The organism is Mediterraneibacter sp. HA8405 (genome assembly GCF_056148955.1).
This window is the reverse complement of the sequence record NZ_CM148758.1, coordinates 1,781,665-1,808,352: the sequence shown is the minus strand read 5'-3', so window position 1 is coordinate 1,808,352 and position 26,688 is coordinate 1,781,665. Positions and strand designations below refer to the sequence as shown.

Sequence of the window (26,688 nt, the reverse complement as noted above, 5' to 3'; positions counted from 1 at the left end):
CTTCCCTTTCATCGCCTTTTTCTAACACACCCTATCTTATGCAACTTTTTCATTTTTGTCAACCTGTTTTATTTCAGAGACAAAGCAGGCTGTTCCGATATTTCCGGATTGCTACACTACTCCGGGAAATAAAGCTTCTTCCACCTTAAGCAGATCATTTTCCGAAATCTGACAGACTCCGTCACCGTCAATTGTCACAGTAACTTCAATTTCTGTTTTTTCGCCATACTCATTATCTGCAAGCGCCTCATTCAGATATTCCGTTACATAAGAAACTGCTTTATTCTCAGTATATGTCCCGTTTTCAAGAGCCAGAGTCATTTTCTCCGTCACACCGGCTTCCAGATTTTCAAACACAGTACACGGTTCTGCACAGACCGTCACCAGAAAGCCTTCTTCTGTTTCTTTGCTGTCTGTCACTTCATATCTGGCCAGCTTATATACCTCTCTGACAGCATCAATATAAGCTTCTTTATCCGCATCGCTGGTAACGGTATCACCGGAAAACGCTGTCTCCATATTCTCCTGAAATGTTTTTTCAATCTCTTCTTCAGCCTGATTTTCACTGATATGGAGCAGCTCCGCATACGCCCCGCATTCCCTGTGATAAATTGCATCCAGGGCGGCCCTGACATAAGCCTTCTCATCCGGCTTTTCTGAACACCCCGTACACAAAACCGATACAGCAACTGCCAGCGCGGCCAGCAGGGCCGGCTTTCTCATTCCCTTTCTCATTTTTCCTTTTCCTCCTGCTCTGCCGTCCGCTGCTTCTGCAGACCGGAACCGGAAACCTTCCGTCCTGTACTCACCCTGTACTCAGACAATCTCGTTGAAAAATACACGTTCCAACTTTACAATCTTCTCCAGCTCCTCTTTCAGATGTTCTGTCAGAATTACATCCGGCCTTTTTTCTATCTCTTCTATCGGCGTTCTGCCAAATAAAAGGTCTGTCAGTTCTGCAACAGGCAGTACTCCTTCCGAATCTTCTGTCTCGCAGACGTGAATTTCCTGCTCATCCGGACCGCTGTACAGCTTCCATATGCGACTGTTTTGTGTAACAAGCGGATCAATCACGGCAAATGAACACTCCATCTCCATTTCCTCCGGCACTGTAAGGGCAGGCAGAAACTGCTTAAGACAGATAATTCTTGCCATAATTACAGGCCGGAAATCAGTGCGTACTGACGGAGGAGCAGCATAGACACGTACTGGCTTCCCAGAGTCCTTCTGAAGCAGCCGGATCTGCCGGACGATTTCTTCTTCATATCCCTGAAGAAACAAAGGTTCCCGGACCTCCGGCGCTCCTTCTCCGGCGTAGGCAAACATGCCGGTAATGGTTTCTCCGCTTTTTATTAGCCTTACCCCGCCCCGCTCGCTTTGCTGTTCGAGTATCATTGTTCTGTAGTACTCACTGCTTCGCTCTGCATACACCTGCCATTTTCCTTCAAAATTTTCTTTAAAGAAATCTGCCATCTGTTCTGCATCCCACAGCATGGCATCGGTACATTCCAGTTTCTCCTTCTGGCAGTCCGTCCGTTTTTCTCCCGGCAGCACATCATTTTCCCGCAGGATATTTTTCTGTTTTTCAGCTGTTTCGTCCTTCTCTATTTTCCCCACAGCCTGATTATAAATATAACGGAAATCGTAAGGCAAATAAATTGCCTCCGCCGCAGGCATCAGAAACGTAAACGGAACTTTTTTGCTGTACATCTCCTGCATACATTCCCGCAGAAGAGCCCCCATATATCCCCTCCCCCGGTACTCCTTCTGTGTGGCAACAGCAATAATGTAAAAGGAGGGAAAGACCCTGTTCTCAATCCGTATCTCATAAGGATTGAGCTGAAGCATAGAACGTATCTCCCCTTCCTCCTCTATGACATAAATCTGATTATCACGGGCTTTTACAAAATAATAGTAATCCAGAAATTCTTTTGTATCCTCAGGAAAAACCTGTTCCCACAATTCTCTTGTTTTCCCGTGTTCGTTCTGTTCAAGTTTCCGGATAATCATACGCCTTTTCTCCCCGCGCAGCATCCTCCGCAAACGCCGCCGGACTCTGTCACATCCACGCTGGCATAATTCATATATTTTTCAAGCAGACATATCGCCTGAGCAGATATTCCTTCGCCGGATCCAGTAAATCCCAGTCCTTCTTCTGTCGTAGCCTTAATATTTACCTGTTCTGTTTCCAGTTTCAGCGCCTTCGCAATGTTTTCAACCATCTGGTCAATATAAGGACGCATTTTCGGTCTCTGAGCAATAATTGTGGCATCGATATTCTCAACCACATATCCTTCCCCGTCAAGAAGACTGCCTACTGTTTCCAGGAGCTTCATGCTCGAAATACCTTCATACGCCGGATCTGTATCCGGAAAATGCTTTCCGATATCTCCGAGTCCCGCCGCTCCAAGAAGCGCGTCCATAACCGCATGCAGCAGAACATCCGCATCAGAGTGACCTAAAAGTCCCTTTTCATAAGGAATCTCCACACCGCCTATGATCAATTTTCTGTTGTCTGCCAATCTGTGAACATCATATCCCATGCCTACCCGCATTTTTATTTCTCCTCGTAATCTTTTTCGATTTCTTCCGCCTTTTCCGTTTCTTCTTTCTCTGCCTTTTTCTTTTCGTCCGTAGTTTCTATATTTTCAGTTTCTGATCTGGTCTCCTCTTTTTTATCTTTTAAGCTTGTTTCATCTTCTGCCTTATCACTTTCAGGCTGCGCTTTCCCGCTTTCTCCTTTTTGTTCGCTTTCGTGTATTTTTCTGATATCCTCAATACTTCCGATAACTTTTGTTTCTTTACAGGCATATGCTTTCCCGTTATTCAGATCTTTAGAAGCGGCATTACTTTCCGTTTTTTCATCTTTTTTCCGGTCAGCGTCTTCTGACGGAATATTTATCAATTCTACGTTTTTCATAATATGCTTTTTCTGACGGATTCCGGCGCTATTTTCAACCTGCAATTCTTTTTCTTCTGTCTGTGACTGTTTGTCCTTTTTCAACCGGAAAGGAAAACCTGTAATCCTACTTAATGAAAAAGCAGCATATACCAGTCCTATAATAATCATCAATAATGCGATTACTGTCATCAGCTGCTCATCACTCGGTTTTTTACCTGACACCTCAATCCAGAGACACACTCCCAAAAATATAAGATAACATCCTAATACCGTCCTGAAGATATCTCCGCCCTTTTTTTTCATGTCTCTTTTATCCTCCGTAAATCTCTCTGTTTTTCATTTTATCACAGACCATATACGAAAATCCACCCTTGTAAAAGAAAAACGCCGGACAAATCCGACGTTAAAAAAATAGCGGAAACTGGATTCGAACCAGCGACACTACGGGTATGAACCGTATGCTCTAGCCAACTGAGCTATTCCGCCATATTTAGTTTGTGATGGGGCCTACAGGGCTCGAACCTGTGACCCTCTGCTTGTAAGGCAGATGCTCTCCCAGCTGAGCTAAGACCCCATACTTTCTGCCGGTTAAAAACTGTTCTGTCCTCAACCCGCTTTGCTATTATACTATCATCTTCCGCCAAATGTCAACACTTTTTTTATTTATTTTTTATTACATATTTTTTTATGTTTTTTTCAAGAGTTTCACGGTTGTTTTATTCCGGAACAGCCAGGTTATACAGATTCTTCGGCGGTTCTGCCGGGAAACAGATGAGACAGCTGCTTCATCTCAGTCAGCTGTCTCATTTTTTCTGTCCCTCATTCCCACGGCAAATCAATTATCTAAAATATTTAACTCCGGACTCAAATATTTTCATATCCTGTTCCCCGTATATATTAATGGCCACTGAATCATCCCGGCGTTCTGAATGAGCCATTTTCCCGAGAATACGTCCGTCCGGACTTGTAATTCCTTCTATAGCACAGTAGGATCCGTTTACATTCCACTCTTCATTCATGCTGATATTTCCTTCCGGATCGCAATACTGCGTCGCCACCTGTCCGTTGGCAAACAGACGGTCAAGCCATTCCTTATCCGCAACAAAGCGTCCTTCTCCGTGGGACGCGGGATTCGTGTACACACCGCCCAGCTGCGCCTCCATAAGCCATGGAGATTTGTCCGTGACAACTTTGGTATATACCATTTTGGAAATATGCCGTCCGATAGTATTATACGTCAGCGTCGGAGAATCCTCTGTCTGACCTGTAATTTTTCCATAAGGAACAAGCCCGAGTTTTATCAGTGCCTGGAATCCGTTGCAAATACCGAGAGCAAGTCCGTCTCTTTCATTCAGAAGCTTCTCCACAGCTTCCTTGATCTTTGCGTTCTGGAAAGCCGTAGCAAAGAATTTTGCAGATCCATCGGGTTCATCACCTGCACTGAATCCTCCCGGGAACATAATCATCTGTGCCTGAGAAATACTCCGTTCGAATTCTTCTACAGAAGACCGGATATCTTCGGCATTCAGATTGCGGAATACTTTTGTAATTACCTTTGCGCCTGCGCGCTCAAAAGCCCGTGCACTGTCATATTCACAGTTTGTACCCGGAAAGACCGGAATAAATACACTGGGCTGCCCGATTTTATGGCTGCAGATATGTATATCCGATGTGTGGAACAGTTTTTCCTCCACCGGTTCGTCAGAATCTGCCGCTGACTTTGTCGCAAAGACTTTTTCCAGTGTTCCAGTCCATGCATTCAGGGCCTCATCCATGCGGATTTCCACATTGCCGTATTCAAAACAGTCTCTGTCTGTAACTTCACCGATTACGGTATAGCTGATCTGCAGGTTTCCCACCTGTCCGTCTTCCACTTCTGCAATCAGATCACCAAACGCCGGAGCAAACAGATCTCTCGGATCCATATTATGTTCAATTTTCACGCCCATCTTATTTCCAAACGCCATCTTGCTGACTCCGGCAATCACACCATGACGGTCAAGAGCGTATGCGGAAACAATACGTCCTGCACGAATGTCTTCCGTAAACTTTCCGTACTGTTCCATAATCTTATCGTAAACAGGAAGGTCATAGCTGTCTCTGTCAATACGCAGCCAGATCAGCTTATTACCCGGCTTCTTCAGTTCCGGTGTAATAATCTCCTGCTGAAGAGCCATATCCACAGCAAAGGAAACCAGAGTCGGCGGTACATCAATATCCTGGAATGTTCCGGACATACTGTCTTTTCCTCCAATAGACGGGAGGCCGAAACCGATCTGTGCCGCATATGCTCCGAGTAAGGCTGCAAAAGGCTGGCTCCAGCGTTTCGGATCCTCTGTCATCCTGCGGAAGTACTCCTGGAATGTGAAACGGATCTTTCTATAATCCCCGCCGGCGGCAACAATCTTCGCCACTGATTCAACCACAGCATAAACTGCTCCATGGTACGGACTCCAGCTTGAAAGGTAAGGATCAAATCCATAACTCATCATGGACACACTATCTGTTGTTCCATTCTGAACCGGAATCTTGGCTGTCATGGCCTGGATCTCCGTCAACTGGTACTTTCCGCCGTGGGGCATAAATACAGAGCCCGCGCCGATAGAACCGTCAAACATCTCCACAAGTCCTTTCTGGGAGCATACGTTAAGATCCTTCAGGACTGCAAGCCATTTTCCCTTCACATCCGGAATTTCTTCCCGCTTAAACAGACTGCCCTCATGCTCCGGAATTTCTACTTCCACAGAAGTCTCCTGATGAGCGCCATTTGTATCAAGAAATGCCCGGGAAATATTAACAATCTCTTTCCCCCGCCATACAAGCACAAGTCTGGGATCTTGTGTCACTACCGCCACTTCTGTTGCTTCCAGATTTTCTTCCTTCGCATATTTCATAAACTGATCTGCATCTTTCGGGTCAACGACAACAGCCATTCTCTCCTGGGATTCGGAAATCGCAATTTCCGTACCGTCAAGTCCTGCATATTTCTTCGGCACTTTATCCAGCTCTACACGAAGCCCCGGAGCAAGTTCGCCGATTGCGACAGAGACTCCGCCTGCACCGAAATCATTGCACTTCTTAATCAGACGGCTGACTTCCTCTCTCCGGAAAAGGCGCTGAATCTTTCTCTCTGTCGGAGGATTTCCCTTTTGAACTTCTGCACCGCAGGTTTCAATCGACTCCTCTGTATGAACTTTGGAAGAACCTGTTGCGCCGCCGCATCCGTCACGTCCTGTCCGTCCGCCCAGAAGAATAATAAGATCTCCCGGATCTGAATTTTCACGGATAACCGCACGTCTGGGCGCCGCTCCCAGAACTGCGCCGATTTCCATGCGCTTTGCCACATAATCCGGATGATAAATCTCTTTAACAAGCCCGGTGGCCAGTCCGATCTGGTTCCCATAGGAACTGTATCCATGAGCCGCGCCGCGGACAAGTTTTTTCTGCGGGAGTTTTCCCTTCAGAGTATCTTTGACTGATCCTGTGGGATCTGCCGCGCCGGTTACACGCATTGCCTGGTATACATATGTTCGGCCGGAAAGCGGGTCGCGGATCGCGCCTCCAAGACAGGTCGCAGCCCCTCCGAAAGGCTCAATCTCTGTAGGATGATTGTGGGTTTCATTTTTAAAGTTAATCAGCCACTCTTCTTCTTTGCCGTCAACGCGGATCGGCACAACAATGCTGCATGCGTTAATCTCATCCGACTCTTCCTGATCTTCCAGCTTTCCTTCTTTTTTCAGTCTGCGCATGGCCATCAGGGCAAGATCCATCAGGCAGACAAACTTGTCCTCTCTCCCTGCAAAAATCTCACTGTGATCTTTCAAATATTCTTTATAAGTGTTCTCGATAGGTTCCCGATAATCTCCTTCATCAAAAACTATATCCTTCAATTCTGTAGAAAAAGTCGTGTGACGACAGTGATCGGACCAGTAAGTATCCAGCACTCTGATCTCGGTCATTGTCGGATCTCTGTGTTCCTCTCCGAAAAAGTATTTCTGGATATGAAGAAAATCCTGAAACGTCATCGCCAGGCCAAGTGAATTGTAAAGTTCTCGCAGCTCTGTTTCCGGCATATCTTTGAATCCGTCAAAAGTCCGGATATCTTCCGGTTCCTCAAATACTGTCACAAGCGTTTCCGGTTTTTCCGGCGCGGCCTCTCTGGAGTCTACCGGATTAATGCAGTGATTTTTAATCGCCGCAAACTCCTCATCGGAAATATTTCCCTCAATCACATAAGTTGTAGCTGTACGGACTACCGGTTCTTCATCTTCTTTAATGAAACGGATGCACTGTTCCGCAGAATCAGCCCGCTGGTCAAACTGTCCCGGAAGAAACTCCACGGAAAATACTCTCTCATTTTCTCCTGCCGGAAATTCTTCCCTGTAAAGGACATCCACCGGCGGCTCTGCGAACACGCCTCTGCATGCCTTCTCGAAGGTATCATCGGAAATATTCTCCACATCATACCGGATCAGCACCCGTACTTCCTCTGTGGCTGTAATTCCCAGATAATGTCTGATCTCATGCCTCAGCTCTTTTGCCGCAACGGCATATTCCGGCTTTTTTTCCACATATACCCGCTTTACACTGCTCATCTTATCTCTCCTTTACCTGTTTTTCTTCTGGCTTTGCTGTCTTCTCTTAATCTTAAAGTCTATGGACAATGTTTTATCTGTTTTCTGCCCAAATGTGTCTCTGTCTGTATCGTATCACACTTTTCTTCATTAGTATAATTAATATAACTTAAATAGTCTGATAAGCAGAACTAATCAGATTTCATCTTTTTTTGGAAACGTCCGGCTGCAATACTGATAATAAGCAGAATCAGAAGGCCTGCTATAAAAAGAACTCCGATTCTTAGAACCATATCGGCAAACAACCCCTCCGGCAGCATGCGTATCATATAATCCTCAGCAGGATCAAAAAGCCACAAATCATTGTCGAAGAAAATGTGATGGAACTGTACAAACACTGCGTTAAAATCAATGATCGCGGCGGCACCGATGAAAAGGACTGCAGCTCCTGTTATACCCAGGGCAATCTGATAAGACCTGGCAAGGATTTTTTTCAGGCGGGCTTTTGATGCTATCAGAAAAACCAGACAAATCAGCGAAACAATAGCTGCACCCGTCCGGATATTCAAGCCGCCGATAAACAGATCTCTGACTTCTCCCATATGAAATCTGTCCTGTTTATTAAAGAAATCCTGTTCCTTTCCCTCGACAGTTGTCACAACAGACAGAGTATCTCTGTCTCCTCTCAGATAAGCCATCATTTCTTCTGTAACATACATAACATCTTCCATGTCCATGTCCAGCTCATCCAGCACATCATATTTCTCATATTCTTTTTGATATACGCTGAAATCCGCATACATGACAATCTCAAAGCTGGAGATCAGCAAAATAGCTATTACCGAAAAAGACAGAAGTAATCCTGCCGCCCACTGCAGTTTTTTCATAAAGCAGCTTTCTCCTTCCTCAATGTATTCTCCTTGTATTTTAATTAAATTCCGCTTATAATACAAGCAATATTTATTAGGGGGTCTAATAATGATTGATATTAACTACGAACTTTACAAAGTTTTTTATCATGTTGCTTCAACATTAAACTTTTCAGAAGCGTCAAAACAGCTTTTTATCTCTCAGTCCGCAGTCAGTCAGTCCATCAAAACACTGGAAAGGAAACTGGATCAGGTTCTGTTTATCCGGAGCACAAAAAAAGTTCAGCTTACTCCCGAGGGAGAAATTCTCATGCGCCACATCGAGCCGGCCATGAACCTTATCCAAAGAGGAGAGGCCCAGCTTCTGGACGCTGTTTCCACCGGCGGTCAGATACGGATCGGTGCAAGCGATACAATCTGCCGCTATTTTCTAATTCCGTATTTGGAACGTTTCCACAAAGCTTTTCCCAATGCGCACATAAAGGTAATCAATCAGACTTCTCTCAAATGTGCGGAACTTTTAAAAAGCGGCCTTGTAGATCTTATTGTTGTCAATCATCCCAACCGCTATCTCGGAACCGGAGCATCATCGGTGAGAATCAAAAAATTCCGGGATGTCTTTATCGCAGGCGAACCGTTCACAGAGCTGAAAGGCCAAAAACTGTCCTTCCGCCAGCTGACCCGGTATCCGATCCTGATGCTGGATAAAAACAGCACAACAAATGAATTTCTGCATCAGGTCTTCCAGCAGCATCACCTTGATCTTGTCCCGGAAATCGAACTGACAAGCAATGATCTCCTCGTGGATCTGGCCCGCATCGGACTGGGTATTGCCTTTGTGCCGGATTACTGTATAAAAAACACAGAAAAAGACATCTTTCTCCTTGAGACAAAAGAAGAAATACCCGATCGCGAACTTGTCATTGCATACAATGAGCTTCTCCCGTTGTCCCGGGTTGCCCTGGAGTTTTTGAGCTACTTCCAGAAGTCCTCCAGCTGACACTGCAGGGTCGGTATACTGCAGGTATGCACACCGGTCCACTCCCGCGGGAAAATCTCCCGGTATCTCTGGTCCTGAAACCGTTCATCCAACAGCAGAATAACTCCCCTGTCACGCTCTGTCCGGATCACGCGCCCTGCAGACTGAAGCACCTTGTTCATACCGGGATACAGGTATGAATAAGAAAAGCCCTCCATATTCTTTTTGTCAAAAAAGCTCCGGATAATCTCTCTGTCACTGCACACCTGCGGAAGTCCCGTCCCGACAATCACAGCTCCGATCAGCCGTTCTTCCGCCAGGTCAATTCCTTCGGAAAATATTCCTCCCATCACACAGAATCCTACAAAACTCTCTCTTCTTTCTGTTTCAAATAATTCCAGGAATTCTTCACGCTCTTTTTCACTCATATACTGTGTCTGGGCCGCCGATTCCATATCCCCCTTTTCCTGACGGAAATACTCATAAACTTCCTCCAGCATCCTGTAGGATGGGAAAAAGGCAATGTAATTCCCCCGCCTGCTCTTTGCAGTACAGAGAATATATTCTGCAATTCTGCGATACATTTCAGGTCCGCGTCTGGTATACTTTGTACTCACATCTCTCCCCAAAAGAATCAGACGGTTCTCACGGGAAAAAGAAGATTCGACATATATGGCATAATCATCCTCTTCCACTGACAGAAGGCTTTTATAATACCGGACAGGAAGCAGCGTGGCGGAGAAAAAAATTGTACCGTTTCCCTGTTCCAGATAATTCTGAAGATTGACCGCAGGATTAATGCAGAACAACTTCACCTTGAATCTCCCATCTGCTTCCAGTTCGCTGTATATCACATAATTTTCATCCATTATGTCATGAATATAAAGAAATGCCCGGACCTGAAAATACAGCTCAAGAACTTTTTCTCTTTCTTCTCCTCCCTCCCGTTCCTCCAGAAACCGCTCCATTTCAGTAAGAAGATGCAAAAGTTTCAGAGAAATATGGGAAACGCTCTCCAGTACCCGGTAAGTTTCACACTCCCGCTTCAGCGCCAGGAAAAGCCTGTTGATTCCGTCTAGCAGGGCTGCCAGTTTCTTATCCGTCTCTCTCACACATCGTTTTAAATCCAGGAAATCCTCTTTATACAGTACGGCACTGTACATTTCCCGTCCCCGCTCTACCAGATTATGAGCCTCATCCACAAGAAAAATATATCCTTTACTGCTTCCTTCTGAAAAAAAGCGTTTTAAATGAGCGTTCGGATCAAATACATAATTATAATCACAGATGACCGCATCCGCCCAGACAGAAAGATCCAGAGACATTTCAAAAGGGCACACCCTGTGTTTCTTCGCATAATCTTCAACAATCCGGCGGCTGATGCCGTTTTCACTGATAAGGAGATCATATACTGCATCATTCACCCGGTCATAGTGCCCTTTTGCATACGGACATTTTTCCGGATTGCATTCTGTCTCATCACAGAAACAGATCTTTTCCTTTGCAGTCAGGGTAATTACCTTCATCTGCAGCCCGTTGTCTTCAAGCGTCCGGAACGCCTGTTCCGCCACTGTCCGCGTAATCGTCTTTGCCGTCAGATAAAAGATCTTTTCGCCGATTTCTTCTCCAAGTGCTTTGACAGACGGAAAAACAGTAGAAATTGTCTTCCCTACTCCTGTAGAAGCCTGGATAAAAAGTTTTTTCTTTCTCAGTATAGTCCGGTAAACTGCTGCGGCCATATCCCGCTGACCGGCCCTATAGGAAAAAGGGAATTCTGTTTTATGGATTGAAGTATTGCGTGCCTTCTTCCATTCAACTTCAAATCTGGCCCACTTTTCATATTCGCCCACAAGACCGTAAAACCACTCCTTCAGTTCTCCGGCATCGAAAGACTGTACAAAACGGCAGATTTCCTCACTTTCCATCTGACAGTAGGTAACCTGCACATCGATCTTTTTCAAACCCTTCTGTTCGGCATAGATAGCCGCGTAACATTTTGCCTGAGCAACATGAAGAGCTTCAGGCTTTTCTATAAAACGAAGTTCTCTCAGTACGCCTTTAATCTCGTCAATCGTAATCTTCTGCTCTTTTCCGATCTGTTCTGTAATAATTCCGTCTGCACGCCCCTCTACAAGAATGCGGAATCCTTCAAAACGAACCTCTTTTCTCAGTGAAACTTCAGCATGGTAATCCGGTCCCATTCTTCGCTGAATCTTTCGGTGAATCCTGCCGCCCATCAGCATAGCGTCTCTGTCTAATCCTCGGGATATGCGGTCATCAATATCCCCTTTTCTCAGAATAAATTCCACCAGATTTCTGACCGAAATACGTATTACAGGCAATTCTTCATTCTCCGAACTCATTTCATCTCTCCCTCTGAAGTAAAGCAGTCAAAAGGCAGCTTTTCCTTCATCCTCTCTGTTACTGAAAACTGACCGTTTCCTGTTCTATTCTAGTCCTGTTTTCAGGTTTCTACAACCTTTTTCAGGAAAGCATATGTCGTTCAGATATTGGAAATCTGCAGATTAATCTGAAAACTCGGGCATTCCTTCTCTGTATCTGACCGGCAGATGTGTTTTCTGCAGACGGAGATTTTTTCTTTCCTGTATTGCTATGGAGTCAAAGAATCCTTTCCACAGAGTCTCATACTCTTTCTCCTTATCCGAAAGTCTTTCTGCCGCCTGCTGATCCAGTTCTTTTCCCCATACCAGTCTCCACTTTTCCCTTGCACGGTGCATTAAAAACACCTGATGTGTCTTATCGTATATTACCCAGTTTTCCAGCGGGAAGCGATCGGAAAAATGTTCGGCTATGCATGTAAGAACCCGGGATTTCGGAGAAATCTCAGAAAAAAGGATACCGTTGTCCAGTTCACGGAAACGGATAAATTCCTGGTACAGATGCGCTTCGTTTGACACGCTTCTGCTCAGCTGAAATACTTTTGCCACGTCCGGATTGCTCAGATGCTCCATGATTCTCCTGCTGTCCCGCACTCTTCTGGCCTCCTGCATCACCCGGAATACCGCCTCGACCTTTCGTTCGTCATCCGAAAGAAGAGCATGGTATATATCCCAATAGGCATTGTACCCCAAATATTTTTTTACCATCCGTTCCAGCTGAAATGCCTTCCTTTCATTCTCCTCCACAACGGTATACTCGCAAAAAAGCCGCTGCTGTGTTTTTCCGCGGAAGTCAATTCCCGCCTCTTTATCCCGACTTTCTTTCCATGCGTCGTAGAGAGCAGAATAAATGCCGGTTATTGTATCATTGCATATATAAATCTGTTTCATTCCATATTTCCTCCTGAGCCCGGCATTCCGTCATCATCAAAAAGGGAAAGCTGTTTATAAGTCATGCCGCAGGAGCCTTCCGGCAACCGCTCTTTTGTATTCAGAAGATTTCTTGTAATATAATCCTGATCCATCTTTGTCCGGTACATCATCCTGCCGCCGCAGGTTATAAAATAAAGTGCCCTCTTCAGCACAACCCCCATCTTCTTCAGATCTTCAAATCCCAGACTGCCCATTCTCCTGGCCTTCACAATACGGGATGCGGACCTGCATCCGATCCCCGGAACCCTAAGAAGCATGCGGTAATCCGCACGGTTTATCTCCACCGGAAAACTCTCCAGGTGATTCAAAGCCCAGCAGCATTTGGGATCCAGAAGTAAATTGAAGTTCGGATTATTTTCGTCCAGCAGTTCTGCCGCTTCAAAATGATAAAACCTAAGCAGCCAGTCTGCCTGGTAAAGCCTGTGCTCTCTAAGCAGAGGCGGCCCTTTTCCTGTCAGATCCGGCAGAGCAAGATCATCGTTCACCGGAACAAAAGCAGAATAGAAAACACGTTTCAGATCAAACTTCCTGTAAAGCGCTTCAGCCACATTCAGAATCTGAAAATCCGTCTCCGGAGTGGCTCCGATAATCATCTGCGTACTCTGTCCTGCCGGAACAAATCTGGGGGCGGATCTGTACAGCGCGATCTCATGCCGGTTTTCTTTGGACTTTTCCTGAACAAAACGCATAGGCGCAAGAATATTTTTTCTTGATTTGTGAGGAGCCAGAAGACGCAGACCTTCAGCTGTAGGAAGCTCCATATTCACACTCATGCGATCCGCAAGAAATCCGGTCATCTGAATCAGTCTCTGGTCTGCGCCGGGTATGGCCTTAACGTGAATATATCCCTGAAAATTGCATACGTGTCGAAGCCGGTACAATGTCGCATACAGCAGTTCCATTGTATAGTCCGGATTTTTCAGCACCCCTGAGCTCAAAAATAAACCTTCAATATAATTTCTGCGGTAAAACTCCATTGTAAGCGTACACACTTCGTCTGGAGTAAAAGAGACCCTCTCTACGTCATTGGAGGAACGGTTGACACAATACTTACAGTCATAAATACACTCGTTTGTAAAGAGGATTTTCAAAAGGGAAATGCACCTGCCGTCAGCAGAAAAACTATGGCATATTCCCGCTCTGCTACAGTTTCCCATGCCTGTGCCGTCTCCTTTTCTGTCCACCCCGCTGGAAGTACATGCCACATCGTACTTGGCTGCATCTGACAATATTTCCAGCTTTTCGTACAGACTCTTCTCCGTCTGAATCCGATTCTTCACACTGCTCCCCCCTTCCAGAGTATTATACTATCCGATACGGTTTTATGCGCCCACGCTTATCGAACATCTGTTCTCTCCATATGATAGCACATACGTTCTGTTTAATCAAGAAAAAAAGATGTCTTTTTATGATTCTAAAAGATTCATAAAAAGACATCTTCCTATATGTTCTGTTTCTCCTTATTCACATTCTCTGATGCGCTTTCTGAGCGGAAGCACCATGGAAGGCGAAACAGACAGCTCATCCAGTCCCATATTAAGGAACTCCTGTGTAAGCTCGAGATCTGCTCCCAGTTCGCCGCAGATTCCAATCCAGGCTCCCTCTGCGTGTGCATTTTCCGCAGCCATCTTTATCATGGCAAGAATTGCCGGATGGTGGGGATCATAGAACCGGTCAAGTTTTGCATTCTGACGATCGATCGCCAGTGTATACTGGGTGAGATCGTTGGTTCCCACACTGAAGAAATCAACTTCTTTCGCAAGATCGCGGCTGATCATAACCGAAGCCGGAGTTTCAATCATAACTCCCAGTTCCACATCTTCTTTAAAAGGAATTCCCTCTGCCTTCAGCTCCTCTTTCACCTCTTTGATTATTTCTTTAATCTGATGTATTTCATCAACAGAAATAATCATGGGGAACATAATGGAAATATTTCCGAACACAGCTGCTCTGTAGAGCGCTCTAAGCTGAGTTTTGAATATTTCTGGTCTGGTCAGGCAGATACGGATTGCCCGGTATCCGAGCGCCGGGTTTTCCTCTTTGTCCAGTCCGAAATAATCTACCTGCTTGTCCGCGCCAATATCCAGAGTACGGATAATGACCTTCTTTCCGGCCATGTTCTCCGCAACCTGTTTGTAAACCGAAAACTGCTGCTCCTCCGTGGGGAAATCTGTATTTTCCAGATAGAGGAACTCACTCCTGAACAGACCGATTCCGCCTGCATCATTTTTCAGCACAGTACCTACATCAGAAACATTTCCGATATTTGCATATACATTGATCTTCCGTCCGTTCTTTGTGATATTTTCCTTACCTTTCAGCTGTTCAAGAAGCGCCTTCTGTTCCAGATCTTTTGCGCGCTTCTCCTTCATCTCAGCCATTGTCTCATCGTCCGGCTCAATATAGAGCTTTCCGGTAAACCCGTCAATTGCGGCAATCTTACCGTCATAGTCCGGAAGAAGCGCCTCGCCCAGCCCGATAACAGCCGGTATATTCATTGTCCTTGCAAGAATCGCTGTATGGGAATTAGATGAACCGTACATAGTGGCAAAGCCAAGCACTTTACTTTTATCAAGCTGTACCGTTTCGCTCGGCGCCAGATCATCCGCAGCAATAATACAGGGTTCGTCCATAGCTTTCATGCCTTCATTCACGCCACAAAGGATATCCAGGACGCGTTCAGAGACATCTTTCACATCCGCAGCACGTCCCTGCATGTATGCATCGTCCATAGCTGCAAACATCTTCTGGAAATTGTCTGATGTAGTCGCTACCGCAAATTCTGCATTGACTTCCTGGGTACGGATAATGTTCTCAATAGACTCAAGATAGTCAAGATCCTCCAGCATCATCTGATGAATCTCAAAAATCATGGCGTTTGCTTCGCCTACATCTTCAAGTGCTTTATCATACAGACCTTTCAGCTGGGATACAGCAGTCTCTTTCGCCTGCTGAAAGCGTACCCACTCTGCGTCCACATCATCGACATGTGTCCTCTTAATCACTTTTTCATTTCTTTTATAAAACATAAGCTTTCCGATAGACACGCCGCCAAAAACACTTTTACCGCTTATTGTAATCATTTTATAAATTCTCCTTGAAGAATGCCTCTAATTCGGCAATTGCCTTCTCCTCATCTGCTCCCTCAACTGTGATGGTCACTTCTTCCCCGGTCTTAACTCCAAGACCCATAACGCCAAAGATTCTTTTAGCGTCGGCTGACTTTTCTCCTTTGGCAATTTTTACAGTGCTCTGATATCCAGCTGCCTGTTTTACAAGAATCCCTGCCGGTCTTGCGTGAATTCCTTCCGGATCTGTAATCACATATTTGAATTCTTTCATTGGTCTTATCCTCCTTTTACCATATGGTGATTCTTTTATAAGTATATTACACATTGCCTGAATTTTCAATCAAGTATTCAGGCCTTTTTTGTTCTTCCTGCTGTTGTTTTTTTCAGCAGAACAATCCCTGCCATTCCCACAACTGCTCCGACAAAAACCGCAGCCAAAAACATAGGCGCATTATCCATAATTCCCACTACGAAAATTCCTCCGTGAGGAGCCCGTGAACCGCATCCGAATGCCATGGACAATGCCCCGGCCACGGCAGAACCGATGATGCAGGGCGGAATAATACGAAGAGGATCAGATGCAGCAAACGGTATGGCTCCCTCTGTAATAAAGGACAGCCCCATAATATAGTTAGTAACGGTTGTCTGTCGTTCACTCTCCGTAAAACATTTCCTGAAAAATGTGGTTGCAAGAGCAATCGCAATAGGCGGAACCATGCCGCCCGCCATTACTGCGGCCATAATATCAAACTGACCGCTTGCAATCGACGCAGTGCCGAATACATACGCCGCTTTATTGAACGGACCGCCGAAATCAACCGCCATCATGCCGCCGAGGACACTGCCCAGAAGAATCTTGCTTCCCTCACCCATGCCGGCAAGTGTATTGTTAAGCCATTCATTAAATGCACCCATAGGCGGATTAACAAGAAATATCATAATAGCTCCCATCAGGACAATACCTGCAAAAGGATACAGCAGCACCGGTTTTGTTCCCTCCAGAGCCCGGGGCAGACGCTCCAGCGCTTTTTTGATAAGCAGCATCAGATATCCCGCTATAAATCCGGCGATTAAAGCGCCGAAAAATCCGGAAGAAATCCACTCCTCTTCCGGGAGAAACACACTTGTTCCCGCTTTGGCCAGAAGTCCGCCTACAATACCGGGCATAAGAGCCGGCCTGTCCCCGATGGCCATGGCAATATATCCTGCAAGGACAGGAAACATCATACCAAAAGCAGTATTTCCGGTCAGATTAAAAAATCTTGCGAGAGGCGTACCGTTTCCAAAAATATCTGTTCCTGCATTTGCGCCATCGCAGAGATAGGACAGCGCCATCAGGATGCCGCCGCCGATTACAAATGGAAGCATATGAGATACGCCGTTCATCAGTGCTTTATAGATTTTTCTTCCCAGACCTTCTTCTGAAGCTGAAACTTCAGCATCTCCGGCCTTCCCGGAACTGTGATAAATTTTCACATTACCGCTCACCGCTTCACGGATCAGTTCTTCCGGCTTGTGAATCCCGTCTGCCACTTTTGTTACAATCACCGGCTTTCCGTCAAAACGTGCCATTCTTACTTCTTTATCCGCCGCTACAATGATACAGTCACATTTTTCAATTTCCTCAGATGTAAGGACATTTTTATCTCCTCCGGATCCATTTGTCTCCACTTTAATTGAATATCCCATCTGAGCCGCCGTCTTTTCCAGGCTTTCTGCCGCCATATACGTATGCGCAATTCCCGTGGGGCATGCTGTCACAGCAAGAATGCGGTATCCCGCTTCCGGGGTTTCCCGCGGCTTTTCTTCCTCGAATTTGGCTTTCTCTGCCCGGTCCACGCAGGCAAGAAATTCCTCTACCGACTGCACTTTCAGCAAATCATCTTTAAACGATTCATCCATCAGAAGCATGGACAGCCTGCTGAGCACTTCCAGGTGTACATTTTCTTCCGTATTCGGCGCAGCAATCAGAAAAACAAGTTTTACCGGTTCACCGTCCATAGAATCATAATCCACGCCGTTTCTAATGACCATTGCCGCCAGCCCCGGAGCGCGGACAGCATCATTCTTTGCATGGGGTATGGCAATTCCCTCCCCGATTCCTGTCGTCCCTTCTTCTTCTCTGGCAAATACTCCTTCCATGTATTCATCCTGATCGGCAATATTCCCTGCTTTTACCATAAGGCTGACCATTTCCCGGATAGTCTCTTCTTTTGTACCCGGAGTCCCGTTCAGTTCTATACTGCAGGCTTTCAGCATATCTGTAATTCTCATTTTTCTTCCTCCTCTATTCCATATACTGAAACAGGTTTCTCAAGCTTCTCTGTAATCTCTTCTTTTGTGGCCAGCCATGAGACAAAGGCCGTAGCACTTCCGGCTGCCGTCCCCAGTTCAAGAGCCCTGTCATAATTACCTGTATTCAGATAGCCGGCTACAAATCCGGCCACCATAGAATCACCGGCACCAACTGAATTTACTACTGTCCCTTTTGGAGGCAGCTTTTTGCTTACTTTCCCATCTGCTTTCACAAGAATTGCTCCGTCTCCCGCCATGGAGACAAGCACATTTACCGCCCCCATTTTCTGAAGCCGCTTCGCGTATTCTACTATTTCCTCCTCTGTTTCCAGCTTTTTGCCAAATATTTCTCCCAGTTCATGATTATTCGGCTTTATAAGAAACGGCCTGTATTTAAGAACATTGACCAGGAGATCTTTTGTCGCGTCTACGACAATCCTAACTCCCTTGTTCTGCTGTTTTTCCATAATTTTTTCGTAAATGTCTTCCGGTAGTGTATTCGGAATGCTGCCTGCCAGTACAAGGACATCATCTTTTTCCAGATACTCCAGTTTCCGGAACAACTCCTCTAAAGCCCTGCCGGTAATAACCGGTCCCTGTCCGTTAATCTCGCTTTCCTCTTTTCCTTTCACTTTCACATTAATCCGTGTCAGACCTTTTTCCAGACGGATAAAATCAGTGTAACAGCCATATTGCCGCAGCATCTGTTCCATCTGTTCCCCTGTGAATCCTGCCTTAAACCCCAGAGCTTTGCTTTTGTGTCCCAGATTTGACAGAATTACCGATACGTTATTTCCTTTCCCGCCCGGATAAATATGCTCCTCTGTAGTCCGATTCACCTGTCCCGGCTTTAGCTCATCAAGCTGCACGACATAATCCAGAGAAGGATTAAATGTTACTGTATAAATCATTTTCTCACCTCAATAATATTTTTCTCTTTTTTCAGTTCCTTATCCTTCACTTTTGTCGTGATCAGCCAGGCATCAGAAAACTCTGCAAATTTTACCGGCGCAGTTTGACTGATTTTGGTTGAATCTGCCAGGACGTAAGATTTTCTGCATTTTTTCATCGCATTTTCTTTAATCATAGCTTCTGCGGGATCCGGGGTTGTAAATCCGTGTTCTCTGTCAGCGCCATTTGTTCCAAAAAACCCTTTTGTAAAATGATATCTCTCCAGACTTTCTGCCGCCTGAAGGCCAATCACTGCCTCTGTAGTCGGTTTCAGCATACCGCCAAGAAGATAAACCGTAATTCCCTTCCGCGACAGTGTCTGTGCATGAGAAATGCCGTTCGTTACAAACACGGCATCTTTGGTTGTAATATATTCCAGCATATGAGAAACGGTTGTACCGGCATCCAGATATACAAAATCATCCTGCTCAATCAATTTTGCCGCATATTTCCCGATTTCTGTTTTTTCTCCGGTATTGTGATTCATCCTGGACGTAACAGCAATGTCTTTTGTTGCATAATCCATCTCAAGAGCAGTGGCACCCCCGTGAACTTTGACAAGAAGCTGTTTCCGGTCAAGGACTGTCAGATCTCTGCGTATTGTAGACTCAGAAGTATGAAGCCTTTCTTTCAGCTCCTGTACTGTTACCGATTTTTCTTCATTAACGATCTGAAGGATCTGCGCAAATCGTTCTTCTGTCAGCATTCGTTTCACTCCTTTCGTATTCTCTCTTTTTTATAGTCCTATATTACATTCATTTTCATTCATAGTCAATCATTTTCAGTCATATTCATCCAATAAAGTTCACTTTCAGCACACTTAATAAAAAAAGGCACATAAAATTGTGCATCCTGACCGAAAAAGAAGCCGGCTCTTCTGCTCTGTATGCTATTTCGGGTACATAGGATGCTCCTGTAAACTCTTTTCGGTTTCCCGCGAAATAAACAGCAGCCTTCTGCACAGAACACCACTGCCTGCAGGCAGGCATTTCCGTACAAAAAGCTGCTGTTTATCTTATTTATGGAATATTCTGACGCTATAATCCCCTTACACTCTCAAAAAGCGGCGTGGACAAATAACGTTCGCCTGTATCGGAAAGAAGCGCCACAATGGTTTTTCCCTCGTTTTCAGGCAACTCAGCCTCTCTTATCGCCGCATTGAATGCAGCTCCGGATGTAATTCCCGTTAAAATTCCCTCGCTGCGGGCCAAAAGTCTGGCAGCCTCATATGCTTCTTCTTCCGTAACCGTGCAGATTCGGTCATATATTTCCGTATCCAGAATTTCCGGCACGAAACCGGCTCCGATGCCCATCAGGCCATGAGGACCTGCTTTTCCCCCTGACAGAACCGGTGAGCCTGCCGGTTCCACGGCGATTACTTTAAGATCCGGTTTCTGTTCTTTCAGATACCTTCCGGTTCCGGTGATGGTTCCGCCGGTTCCCACACCAGCAACAAACAGATCAATCTCTCCCTCTGTATCTTCCCAGATCTCAGGACCTGTCGTTCTGTAATGTGCTTCCGGATTTGCGGGATTAACAAACTGTCCCAGAACAATTGCATTGTCATTTTCTGCTGCCAGCTCTCCCGCCCTGGCTATGGCTCCGCTCATCCCTTTGCTGCCTTCTGTCAGTACAATCCGGGCGCCATAACCGGCCAGAAGTTTTCTTCGCTCCACACTCATGGTCTCCGGCATGACAAACACCGTCCGATATCCTCTTGACGCGGCCACCGCCGCCAGACCGATCCCCGTGTTTCCGCTGGTCGGCTCAATGATCAGCGCACCCGGGCGGATCTTTCCCTGTTTCTCCGCCTCCTGAATCATGCTGAGCGCAGCACGGTCCTTTACGCTTCCTGCCGGATTGAAATATTCCAGCTTTATCAGTATTCTGGCCTTAAGCTGTTTTTCCTGTTCAATATTGGTTACCTCCAGCAGAGGAGTTCTTCCAATCAGTTCAGTTATGTTTTTATAAATCTTCAATGCTGTGCCTCTCCTTTCGTCTCTGTCTGATGCCTCTTTCTGCAAGGCAGATAGATACGCCTCTATTTTAATTTACCCTCTTCTCAATTACAACATTCACATTCTTTTTGTATATTTTTACGAAACCGACAAGTTTTTCATTGACTTTTATTGTTAAACATGCTACACTGACACAGTATCAGGTCAGAAAGATCTGGACAGTAACTTTTTATTTTCTTATGGAGGTATGCACAATGACAGGTACAGTGAAATGGTTTAACAACCAGAAGGGGTACGGATTCATCTCCGATTCCGAGGGCAACGATATTTTCGTCCACTACTCAGGACTGGTAATGGATGGATTCAAATCCTTAGAAGAAGGCCAGGCTGTCGAATTTGACGTGACAGAAGGCGCAAAAGGACCACAGGCAACAAACGTAGTAAAACTTTAATCAGAATTTTTAATGTACCTTTTAATTATATAAATCAGACAGCATTTAGATTAAAAGCAATACAGAAAAACGAGATTAAAAAGGCTGTCGCACCGATAATTCGATGCGGCAGCATTTCTCTTGTTAAAGTGCATTTTCATGCATCGAGTTTAAAAACAAAGATGCCTATACCAACTATACAATATAAAGTTCTTATTTTGTGATTATTTTACCAAGTTTCCTCATCCCAATATCCTGAGACGTTATAAGCTGAACCATTAAAATTATTGTTTTCAGCTGTTAAGTAAACAGTTGTTCCGTTTGCAGAAGAATAAGCATTTTCATAATAATATCCTTTTCCCTGCGTCACAGAAACAGTCGGTGTAACATTCGTTGTTGCCGAATTTTCCATCCAATAATTCGTTATCGTATTTGATCCCTCTCCTGTATAAGTCATTTTAACTTTCTAAGCTTTCTAACAGGGTCTATGCCCTATGGAGGATACTCCTGCCGGCTACAGCTCTTGTTTGTGTTTTGATTATTTACTGACCTGACCGGTTCCGCACAGCACTGATTCAGTGGACGCTTCGCTGTGTCTCACCTCGGTTGGTCTTCTGCTGACAGGGATTCTCTCCCTGTCTCCTTCGGGTTCCTTTCCAGAACCCTGCCCAGCTCCAGATGCTTCTGGAACTCAGCAGGATCCTGGAATCTTTCTTTCCGGCTGTTTATGCTGCCGCACTCTGCACACTCTCCGGATACCGGATATCCTTCAGCAGTTTCTCCGGGTCATACTTCTTCCCTGTCTTCAGTATCGTATAGATCACCCGTAAGAGCTTACATGCAATCACAATCAGCGACTGCATCTTCTGGAGTGGATTCCCTGCTCTCGTTGTATAATGACCATGGATCCATTTGTATTCTTCTCCATGCGATACCGCTGACCGCGCCGCCTGGAACAGCCAGTACCTCAGCCTTTTGCGCCCTCTGTGGCTGATCCTGGTCTCCCCTTTGTGTTTCCCGGAACTGCAGGACACCAGCCCGAGCCCGCTTAATTTCTGAATCTCTTTCACATCGTCAAAACGGGTAATATCTCCCATCTCTGCAAGAATCCCGGAAAGGATCTTTCCTCCAATCCCGGGTATCTCCAGTACGTTCTCTGCATGGGGGAGCTCCCTGCATTTCTCCTCCAGCTTATTTTCTATTTCTGCAAGCTCTTCGTCCAGTTCCGTGATCCTCTCCGCAAACCACTTTACTGCTTCCTTTCCGGCCGCTGTGCCGTCTTTCAGGCCTATGCTTGTTTCTGCATACTTTATGATCTCCACAGCTCTGCTGTAGCCGCGTCCTCTCAGCTTTGCTTTATGCCAGATATCCCGCAGCCCTTCTACTCCCAGCCGGAGGATATCCTCCGGGAACGGCGCTTCTTTCAGCACCGTGATACAGAATGCCCCGTCTATCTTCCCGAATGCGTCCTTATATTCCGGGAAGTAGATCTTCATCTCCCTGTGCAGCCGGTTCATGTGCCGGTTCCGGTCTTCCATCAGCTGTTCCCGGAACATTGAGAGCCTGCGCAGTTCTGCGTATACTTTTTCCGGCAGGTACGGCATTCCGTAATTCCCGTCTTTCACAAGGTTTGCGATCAGCTTCGGGTCTTTCCGGTCATCCTTCTGCTGGCTGTTATCCTCCAGTTCTTTCGTTTGTTTCACGGCGTAGGGGTTTACCTGGACTACGCTAATCCCGTTTGAGACCATCCATGCCGCAAGACAGAACCAGTAATGCCCGGTGGGTTCAATCCCTAAGACGATCTGTTTCTTATCGTTTGCAGCCGCAAGCTGTACCGCCCAGTCACGGGCTTTCTGGAAGCCCTCAGCATCATTTCCGAATGCGAGTACCTTCTTACTCAGCTCCCTGCCTCTTGTATCGATAGCTCTGGCATAATGCGTCTCACTGCCGATGTCACATCCTATGATCAGCATGTCATCGCTGACGAAGGAGAGCTTGTCATTCTTACTGAATTTTCCATGAGTCTCGAGATCTCTCCAGGTAAAGGATTTCATTTCACTGAGTATACGGTTCGCTTTTTCTATCATCTCCCTCTGTTCTTGTATATTCATCACAGAATTGACTTGATTGTTTGCTCTTTTTGTTTTACTATTCATTTCAGATACCTCTTGTATTTTTAGATTTTACCAACTGTGCAGGTCAGTAATAATCTAAATTTACTTGAGGTATTTTCTTTGGTCAACTCCTTGATTTATAGTATACAGGAAGCTTTCTCTAATATTTTATATTTTTATATAATTCTGCCGCAAAATTAAGTTCTTTTTATTCTCCCCATATCCATGTATATCATTTCATCTGAAAGATTTTCCAAATCTTCCTTGTTATGGCTTGCAAGAATAATAACTGCATTTCTGTTTTTTTCCTTTATCAATAATTGTTTCAGTTTTTTTACACTCTCCTCATCTAATCCGTTTGTCGGTTCATCCAGCAATAATAATTCCGGCTTTTCAAAAATTGCCTGTGCAATAGCCAGTTTCTGACGCATTCCTAACGAATACTCTCGTACTTTTTTCTTCTCCCCGCTAAGTCCGACCTCTTTCAGAGCCATGTCTATATCTTCATCTGAAGCGACTTTTTTTATTTTGGACAAGTTTTTAAGATTGGTATATGCATCAAATTGAGGCAGCAGAGATGTATGTTCGATAATCACGCCGACACTAGGCGGGAAACTGATGTCTTTATGAAGCTGTTTTCCATCAACAAAAATCTCTCCTTCAGATGGCCGGATCAAGCCTGCAACCGCGCGCAACAGCATTGTTTTTCCAGAACCATTCCTTCCATATAACCCGTATATTTTCCCTTTTTCGAAAGAAACTGTTATATTCTCCAAAACATTTCTTTTCTTTATTTTTTTTGACATGTTGATTATTTCGATATAACTCATGCCTCTATTCCTTTCCAATACTTAAAGAATTTCTTTTTTCTCTGCAACTGCCTGCCCGATAACGGTAAGAATACACCCGAATAACAGCAGAAGGATAAAAAAAATTAAATACGGAGTCTCAAGCACATCCAGACGAGATTTCATGCCCCAGTTTACAAAAAAGAAAAATGCTGAATTTTTTATATTATAAAAATAAAGAATGTCTGCCGCCACAATGCTTGCAATATAATATCCTGCTATTATACATAATGCCCATCTGGAATCAAGAATTATTTCCAAAATCAGCTGTATCATACAAAGTATTATTTCAACTAATGTATTTAGCAGATAAAAAATAATAATTGTTCCGGAAATGTTTCCCGTACCTGGAAATAGTATCAATGAAATAATAAAACTGAAAAATATTTTCATAAAACTGAAAAATATAATTTTACGTATCATTAATAACAGGAAGTTGTAATAAAATGTAGTTTTTTTTCGGTATCTGGTAAGAATATAAATTCCATAGTTCGAAAAATACCATTCGCCATTACCAAATATGTATATCGCCAGATCAAAAAATAACAAAATATATACAGCATAAAAAACCGGTCTAGCCTGAAAAGGCACTCCATTATAGAGCGTATCCAAATGCATTTTTATCATTACAGCTCCAATAAAAAGTGTAATAAATAAGAAAAAAAAGCTCAGATAATCTCTTTTATCTTTTATCATTCAGAATATCTTTCCTCTCAAATAATAATATTGAAACATATATCATGCAAAATATAATCATGCAGTGCCTGAAAAAAATACTGCTATATTCTACAAGATCCAGGCCCGTTTTTGAATAATATAAATCATAAACCGCAAAATCCGAATACAATTTCGTTACATCCATATATTTCCCTGTAAATACCCAGAGCACAGCAGTGGAAACAGCTCCCAGTACGGCCAGTCTCTGAGAACTCAAAATAATTTCAAATAAAACAACAAGAAGACCGAATATAAGATAAATCTCGCTCAACCTGAGATAATTCAGCCCCCAGGCAATTCCAAAATCATACCGGCTTAATACATTAAATCCCAGCGTCCTTACCATCATAAAAGCGTGCATCCCTGTAAATACAGCCGTAAATATCAAAGAGCTTATTAATGCCGCAATAATCTTCTTTTTCAATATTGCCGCCCGTGATATCCTGATAAAATGCTGTTCGTTTATCTTTGGAGTAATCTGAAACAGAAGTATGATATACAGACCGAAATACACTGAACAATGCAGCATAACATAGTTGTATCCGGCATTAATTCCAAGATAACCCAGCAAATCCTGAGAACTGTCTATATTTGTCGGAGAATTTCCATATATATACCCGAACCAGAGACATAGCGCCACACTCATCCATATAAGATTAAATAAAATTTTTTTATATTCTCTCATACTTTACTTTACTATAATACCCGACCGCCAAAGAAGCTGATACCAACATCAGAAATATTACCACAGACGGAACTATCCTTCCCGGTCCGTATTCAATAAAAGGCTGTATTACAAAGGTCAGACTGAACGGTGAAAGTATCTGTAAAAACCAGACAACAATGCATGTTCCATACAGCAGTTTATATGTTTTAAAACAGAAACTGAGCGAAACACATGATGCCGAATACAATCCGGATATCAATGAAAACATGAAAATATAAATAATATACGTTATAATCGGATATTGCAGTGAAACGGACAATAGTTTCATATCTGAACCGATCATTGATTCCAGCCCTCCAAATGAAACCCCTTCACGAAACACTATCCAGGCAAATATATAATTCAGACTCATACTCAGGAATACTGTTGTAAAACCAATGATAAATCCGGTCAGTATTTTTGCCGAAAATATTTTTCTATTTTGAATTCTTGTCGAAATAATATGATGATAACTCAACTGATACTCTTTTATGTATGTGTCGCTGTACATAAGTAAAAGAAAAATAGGCATCAGCCAGACCAACAACATTTGCGGCATGTGTCCGACTGAAGTTCCTGCCAGGAACGCTCCTTTACTCGGATGAAATATTCTGTCCGGCGCCAGATAATCGGAATAAGCATCTCTGTGCGTCCAGAAATCCCAGTATGAAGAATAGATATTCATTGCAAGATCAATCATTGGTATCAAAAACATGGCAAAAACTATAATCCATGTTTTTTTTGATTTTAAAAAATCGTTTAATTCTTTTGAAATCATTTTTGTTCCTCATAAATCTTACAATCTGCTTACTTATTGTTCTAAACACAAAATATCATATTCTGACAGTTATTGCAAGCACTTATATATTTTTAGAATTTTTTTGATTTTTTATGATTTTTAAGACAAATGAACCGGCGCATTAACTGCGCCGGTTCATTTC

General features: G+C 44.3%; 23 protein-coding genes, 2 tRNA genes and 1 other annotated feature (1 of these 26 only partly in view). Of the genes, 2 read left to right on the top strand and 23 right to left on the bottom strand.

Annotated elements, in window-relative coordinates; all coding sequences use genetic code 11:
- Window positions 1–21, bottom strand: a binding site (T-box leader) (it extends 200 nt beyond the left edge of the window).
- Window positions 22–111: 90 nt separating this feature from the next.
- From AC0QUU_RS08395 to AC0QUU_RS08360, 8 genes are all read right to left on the bottom strand, one after another.
- The gene (locus tag AC0QUU_RS08395) at window positions 112–735 is read right to left on the bottom strand and encodes a hypothetical protein (protein WP_474542058.1); all 624 of its coding nucleotides are present in this window, start codon (window positions 733–735) and stop codon (window positions 112–114) included.
- An 81-nt stretch (window positions 736–816) separates the two neighbouring features.
- A complete protein-coding gene (locus AC0QUU_RS08390) occupies window positions 817–2,010 on the bottom strand; it encodes a GNAT family N-acetyltransferase (RefSeq protein ID WP_474542056.1) in 1,194 nt (397 codons plus the stop codon).
- Window positions 2,007–2,555, bottom strand: a complete 549-nt coding sequence (ispF, locus tag AC0QUU_RS08385; protein WP_474542054.1) for a 2-C-methyl-D-erythritol 2,4-cyclodiphosphate synthase — start codon at window positions 2,553–2,555, stop codon at window positions 2,007–2,009. The genes AC0QUU_RS08390 and ispF overlap by 4 nt, the downstream gene beginning before the upstream one ends.
- Before the next feature lie 2 nt (window positions 2,556–2,557).
- Window positions 2,558–3,205, bottom strand: a complete 648-nt coding sequence (locus AC0QUU_RS08380; protein ID WP_474542052.1) for a hypothetical protein — start codon at window positions 3,203–3,205, stop codon at window positions 2,558–2,560.
- Window positions 3,206–3,314: 109 nt separating this feature from the next.
- A tRNA-Met gene (locus AC0QUU_RS08375) sits at window positions 3,315–3,388 on the bottom strand.
- Window positions 3,389–3,403: 15 nt separating this feature from the next.
- A tRNA-Val gene (locus AC0QUU_RS08370) sits at window positions 3,404–3,476 on the bottom strand.
- A 265-nt stretch (window positions 3,477–3,741) separates the two neighbouring features.
- On the bottom strand, window positions 3,742–7,497 hold the full coding sequence (locus AC0QUU_RS08365) for a phosphoribosylformylglycinamidine synthase (RefSeq protein WP_474542050.1): 3,756 nt from the start codon (window positions 7,495–7,497) through the stop codon (window positions 3,742–3,744).
- A gap of 170 nt (window positions 7,498–7,667) precedes the next feature.
- Window positions 7,668–8,363, bottom strand: a complete 696-nt coding sequence (locus AC0QUU_RS08360; protein WP_474542048.1) for a TIGR01906 family membrane protein — start codon at window positions 8,361–8,363, stop codon at window positions 7,668–7,670.
- 91 nt (window positions 8,364–8,454) lie between these two features.
- On the opposite strand from AC0QUU_RS08360, the gene AC0QUU_RS08355 reads away from it, so the two are divergent.
- A complete protein-coding gene (locus AC0QUU_RS08355; protein WP_474542046.1) occupies window positions 8,455–9,345 on the top strand; it encodes a LysR family transcriptional regulator in 891 nt (296 codons plus the stop codon).
- On the opposite strand, the gene AC0QUU_RS08350 is transcribed toward AC0QUU_RS08355, so the two are convergent.
- The 9 genes from AC0QUU_RS08350 to cysK all read right to left on the bottom strand — a co-directional run bounded on the left by AC0QUU_RS08350 (window position 9,321) and on the right by cysK (window position 20,952).
- On the bottom strand, window positions 9,321–11,687 hold the full coding sequence (locus AC0QUU_RS08350; RefSeq protein WP_474542044.1) for an ATP-dependent DNA helicase: 2,367 nt from the start codon (window positions 11,685–11,687) through the stop codon (window positions 9,321–9,323). The genes AC0QUU_RS08355 and AC0QUU_RS08350 overlap by 25 nt on opposite strands.
- Before the next feature lie 162 nt (window positions 11,688–11,849).
- On the bottom strand, window positions 11,850–12,614 hold the full coding sequence (locus AC0QUU_RS08345) for a TIGR03915 family putative DNA repair protein (protein ID WP_474542042.1): 765 nt from the start codon (window positions 12,612–12,614) through the stop codon (window positions 11,850–11,852).
- Window positions 12,611–13,936 carry a putative DNA modification/repair radical SAM protein gene (locus AC0QUU_RS08340; protein ID WP_474542040.1) on the bottom strand — a complete coding sequence of 442 codons (1,326 nt, stop codon included), beginning with the start codon at window positions 13,934–13,936 and terminating at the stop codon, window positions 12,611–12,613. Before AC0QUU_RS08340 ends, AC0QUU_RS08345 begins: the two co-directional genes overlap by 4 nt.
- A gap of 180 nt (window positions 13,937–14,116) precedes the next feature.
- Window positions 14,117–15,739, bottom strand: a complete 1,623-nt coding sequence (gene ptsP, locus AC0QUU_RS08335) for a phosphoenolpyruvate--protein phosphotransferase (protein ID WP_474542038.1) — start codon at window positions 15,737–15,739, stop codon at window positions 14,117–14,119.
- A gap of 1 nt (window position 15,740) precedes the next feature.
- The gene (locus tag AC0QUU_RS08330; RefSeq protein ID WP_474542036.1) at window positions 15,741–15,998 is read right to left on the bottom strand and encodes an HPr family phosphocarrier protein; all 258 of its coding nucleotides are present in this window, start codon (window positions 15,996–15,998) and stop codon (window positions 15,741–15,743) included.
- Between the two features lie 77 nt (window positions 15,999–16,075).
- Complete coding sequence (locus AC0QUU_RS08325; RefSeq protein ID WP_474542034.1) at window positions 16,076–18,001, bottom strand: PTS fructose transporter subunit IIABC; 1,926 nt, start codon at window positions 17,999–18,001, stop codon at window positions 16,076–16,078.
- Window positions 17,998–18,933 (bottom strand): 1-phosphofructokinase, encoded by a 936-nt coding sequence (pfkB, locus tag AC0QUU_RS08320; protein WP_474542032.1) that lies wholly within the window; start codon window positions 18,931–18,933, stop codon window positions 17,998–18,000. The genes AC0QUU_RS08325 and pfkB overlap by 4 nt, the downstream gene beginning before the upstream one ends.
- A complete protein-coding gene (locus AC0QUU_RS08315; protein WP_474542030.1) occupies window positions 18,930–19,679 on the bottom strand; it encodes a DeoR/GlpR family DNA-binding transcription regulator in 750 nt (249 codons plus the stop codon). Before AC0QUU_RS08315 ends, pfkB begins: the two co-directional genes overlap by 4 nt.
- Before the next feature lie 331 nt (window positions 19,680–20,010).
- A complete protein-coding gene (gene cysK, locus AC0QUU_RS08310) occupies window positions 20,011–20,952 on the bottom strand; it encodes a cysteine synthase A (RefSeq protein WP_474542028.1) in 942 nt (313 codons plus the stop codon).
- A 233-nt stretch (window positions 20,953–21,185) separates the two neighbouring features.
- Between cysK and AC0QUU_RS08305 the strand changes: the two genes are divergently transcribed.
- On the top strand, window positions 21,186–21,383 hold the full coding sequence (locus AC0QUU_RS08305; RefSeq protein WP_005609555.1) for a cold-shock protein: 198 nt from the start codon (window positions 21,186–21,188) through the stop codon (window positions 21,381–21,383).
- A gap of 208 nt (window positions 21,384–21,591) precedes the next feature.
- On the opposite strand, the gene AC0QUU_RS08300 is transcribed toward AC0QUU_RS08305, so the two are convergent.
- The 6 genes from AC0QUU_RS08300 to AC0QUU_RS08275 form a co-directional block, all read right to left on the bottom strand.
- Window positions 21,592–21,819, bottom strand: coding sequence for a DUF2712 domain-containing protein (locus tag AC0QUU_RS08300; RefSeq protein WP_474542026.1), 228 nt, complete (start codon window positions 21,817–21,819; stop codon window positions 21,592–21,594).
- A 268-nt stretch (window positions 21,820–22,087) separates the two neighbouring features.
- Window positions 22,088–23,518, bottom strand: coding sequence for an IS110 family RNA-guided transposase (locus AC0QUU_RS08295; RefSeq protein WP_474542024.1), 1,431 nt, complete (start codon window positions 23,516–23,518; stop codon window positions 22,088–22,090).
- 155 nt (window positions 23,519–23,673) lie between these two features.
- On the bottom strand, window positions 23,674–24,306 hold the full coding sequence (locus AC0QUU_RS08290) for an ABC transporter ATP-binding protein (protein WP_474542022.1): 633 nt from the start codon (window positions 24,304–24,306) through the stop codon (window positions 23,674–23,676).
- 21 nt (window positions 24,307–24,327) lie between these two features.
- Entirely contained in the window at window positions 24,328–25,020 is a 693-nt protein-coding gene (locus AC0QUU_RS08285; RefSeq protein ID WP_474542020.1) for a hypothetical protein, read from the bottom strand.
- Complete coding sequence (locus tag AC0QUU_RS08280) at window positions 25,007–25,726, bottom strand: hypothetical protein (protein ID WP_474542018.1); 720 nt, start codon at window positions 25,724–25,726, stop codon at window positions 25,007–25,009. The genes AC0QUU_RS08285 and AC0QUU_RS08280 overlap by 14 nt, the downstream gene beginning before the upstream one ends.
- Window positions 25,713–26,525 carry a hypothetical protein gene (locus AC0QUU_RS08275; protein ID WP_474542016.1) on the bottom strand — a complete coding sequence of 271 codons (813 nt, stop codon included), beginning with the start codon at window positions 26,523–26,525 and terminating at the stop codon, window positions 25,713–25,715. Before AC0QUU_RS08275 ends, AC0QUU_RS08280 begins: the two co-directional genes overlap by 14 nt.
- Window positions 26,526–26,688 lie beyond the last annotated feature (163 nt).

Coding starts and splice junctions, on each gene's coding strand:
- AC0QUU_RS08330 (WP_474542036.1), bottom strand. CDS start 15,998: ATGAAAGAATTCAAATATGTGATTACAGATCCGGAAGGAATTCACGCA.
- ispF (WP_474542054.1), bottom strand. CDS start 2,555: ATGCGGGTAGGCATGGGATATGATGTTCACAGATTGGCAGACAACAGA.
- pfkB (WP_474542032.1), bottom strand. CDS start 18,933: ATGATTTATACAGTAACATTTAATCCTTCTCTGGATTATGTCGTGCAG.
- AC0QUU_RS08380 (WP_474542052.1), bottom strand. CDS start 3,205: ATGAAAAAAAAGGGCGGAGATATCTTCAGGACGGTATTAGGATGTTAT.
- ptsP (WP_474542038.1), bottom strand. CDS start 15,739: ATGATTACAATAAGCGGTAAAAGTGTTTTTGGCGGCGTGTCTATCGGA.
- AC0QUU_RS08315 (WP_474542030.1), bottom strand. CDS start 19,679: ATGCTGACAGAAGAACGATTTGCGCAGATCCTTCAGATCGTTAATGAA.
- AC0QUU_RS08290 (WP_474542022.1), bottom strand. CDS start 24,306: ATGAGTTATATCGAAATAATCAACATGTCAAAAAAAATAAAGAAAAGA.
- AC0QUU_RS08360 (WP_474542048.1), bottom strand. CDS start 8,363: ATGAAAAAACTGCAGTGGGCGGCAGGATTACTTCTGTCTTTTTCGGTA.
- AC0QUU_RS08280 (WP_474542018.1), bottom strand. CDS start 25,726: ATGAGAGAATATAAAAAAATTTTATTTAATCTTATATGGATGAGTGTG.
- AC0QUU_RS08285 (WP_474542020.1), bottom strand. CDS start 25,020: ATGATAAAAGATAAAAGAGATTATCTGAGCTTTTTTTTCTTATTTATT.
- AC0QUU_RS08365 (WP_474542050.1), bottom strand. CDS start 7,497: ATGAGCAGTGTAAAGCGGGTATATGTGGAAAAAAAGCCGGAATATGCC.
- AC0QUU_RS08395 (WP_474542058.1), bottom strand. CDS start 735: ATGAGAAAGGGAATGAGAAAGCCGGCCCTGCTGGCCGCGCTGGCAGTT.
- AC0QUU_RS08305 (WP_005609555.1), top strand. CDS start 21,186: ATGACAGGTACAGTGAAATGGTTTAACAACCAGAAGGGGTACGGATTC.
- AC0QUU_RS08325 (WP_474542034.1), bottom strand. CDS start 18,001: ATGAGAATTACAGATATGCTGAAAGCCTGCAGTATAGAACTGAACGGG.
- AC0QUU_RS08300 (WP_474542026.1), bottom strand. CDS start 21,819: ATGACTTATACAGGAGAGGGATCAAATACGATAACGAATTATTGGATG.
- AC0QUU_RS08355 (WP_474542046.1), top strand. CDS start 8,455: ATGATTGATATTAACTACGAACTTTACAAAGTTTTTTATCATGTTGCT.
- AC0QUU_RS08350 (WP_474542044.1), bottom strand. CDS start 11,687: ATGAGTTCGGAGAATGAAGAATTGCCTGTAATACGTATTTCGGTCAGA.
- AC0QUU_RS08345 (WP_474542042.1), bottom strand. CDS start 12,614: ATGAAACAGATTTATATATGCAATGATACAATAACCGGCATTTATTCT.
- AC0QUU_RS08295 (WP_474542024.1), bottom strand. CDS start 23,518: ATGAATAGTAAAACAAAAAGAGCAAACAATCAAGTCAATTCTGTGATG.
- AC0QUU_RS08390 (WP_474542056.1), bottom strand. CDS start 2,010: ATGATTATCCGGAAACTTGAACAGAACGAACACGGGAAAACAAGAGAA.
- AC0QUU_RS08275 (WP_474542016.1), bottom strand. CDS start 26,525: ATGATTTCAAAAGAATTAAACGATTTTTTAAAATCAAAAAAAACATGG.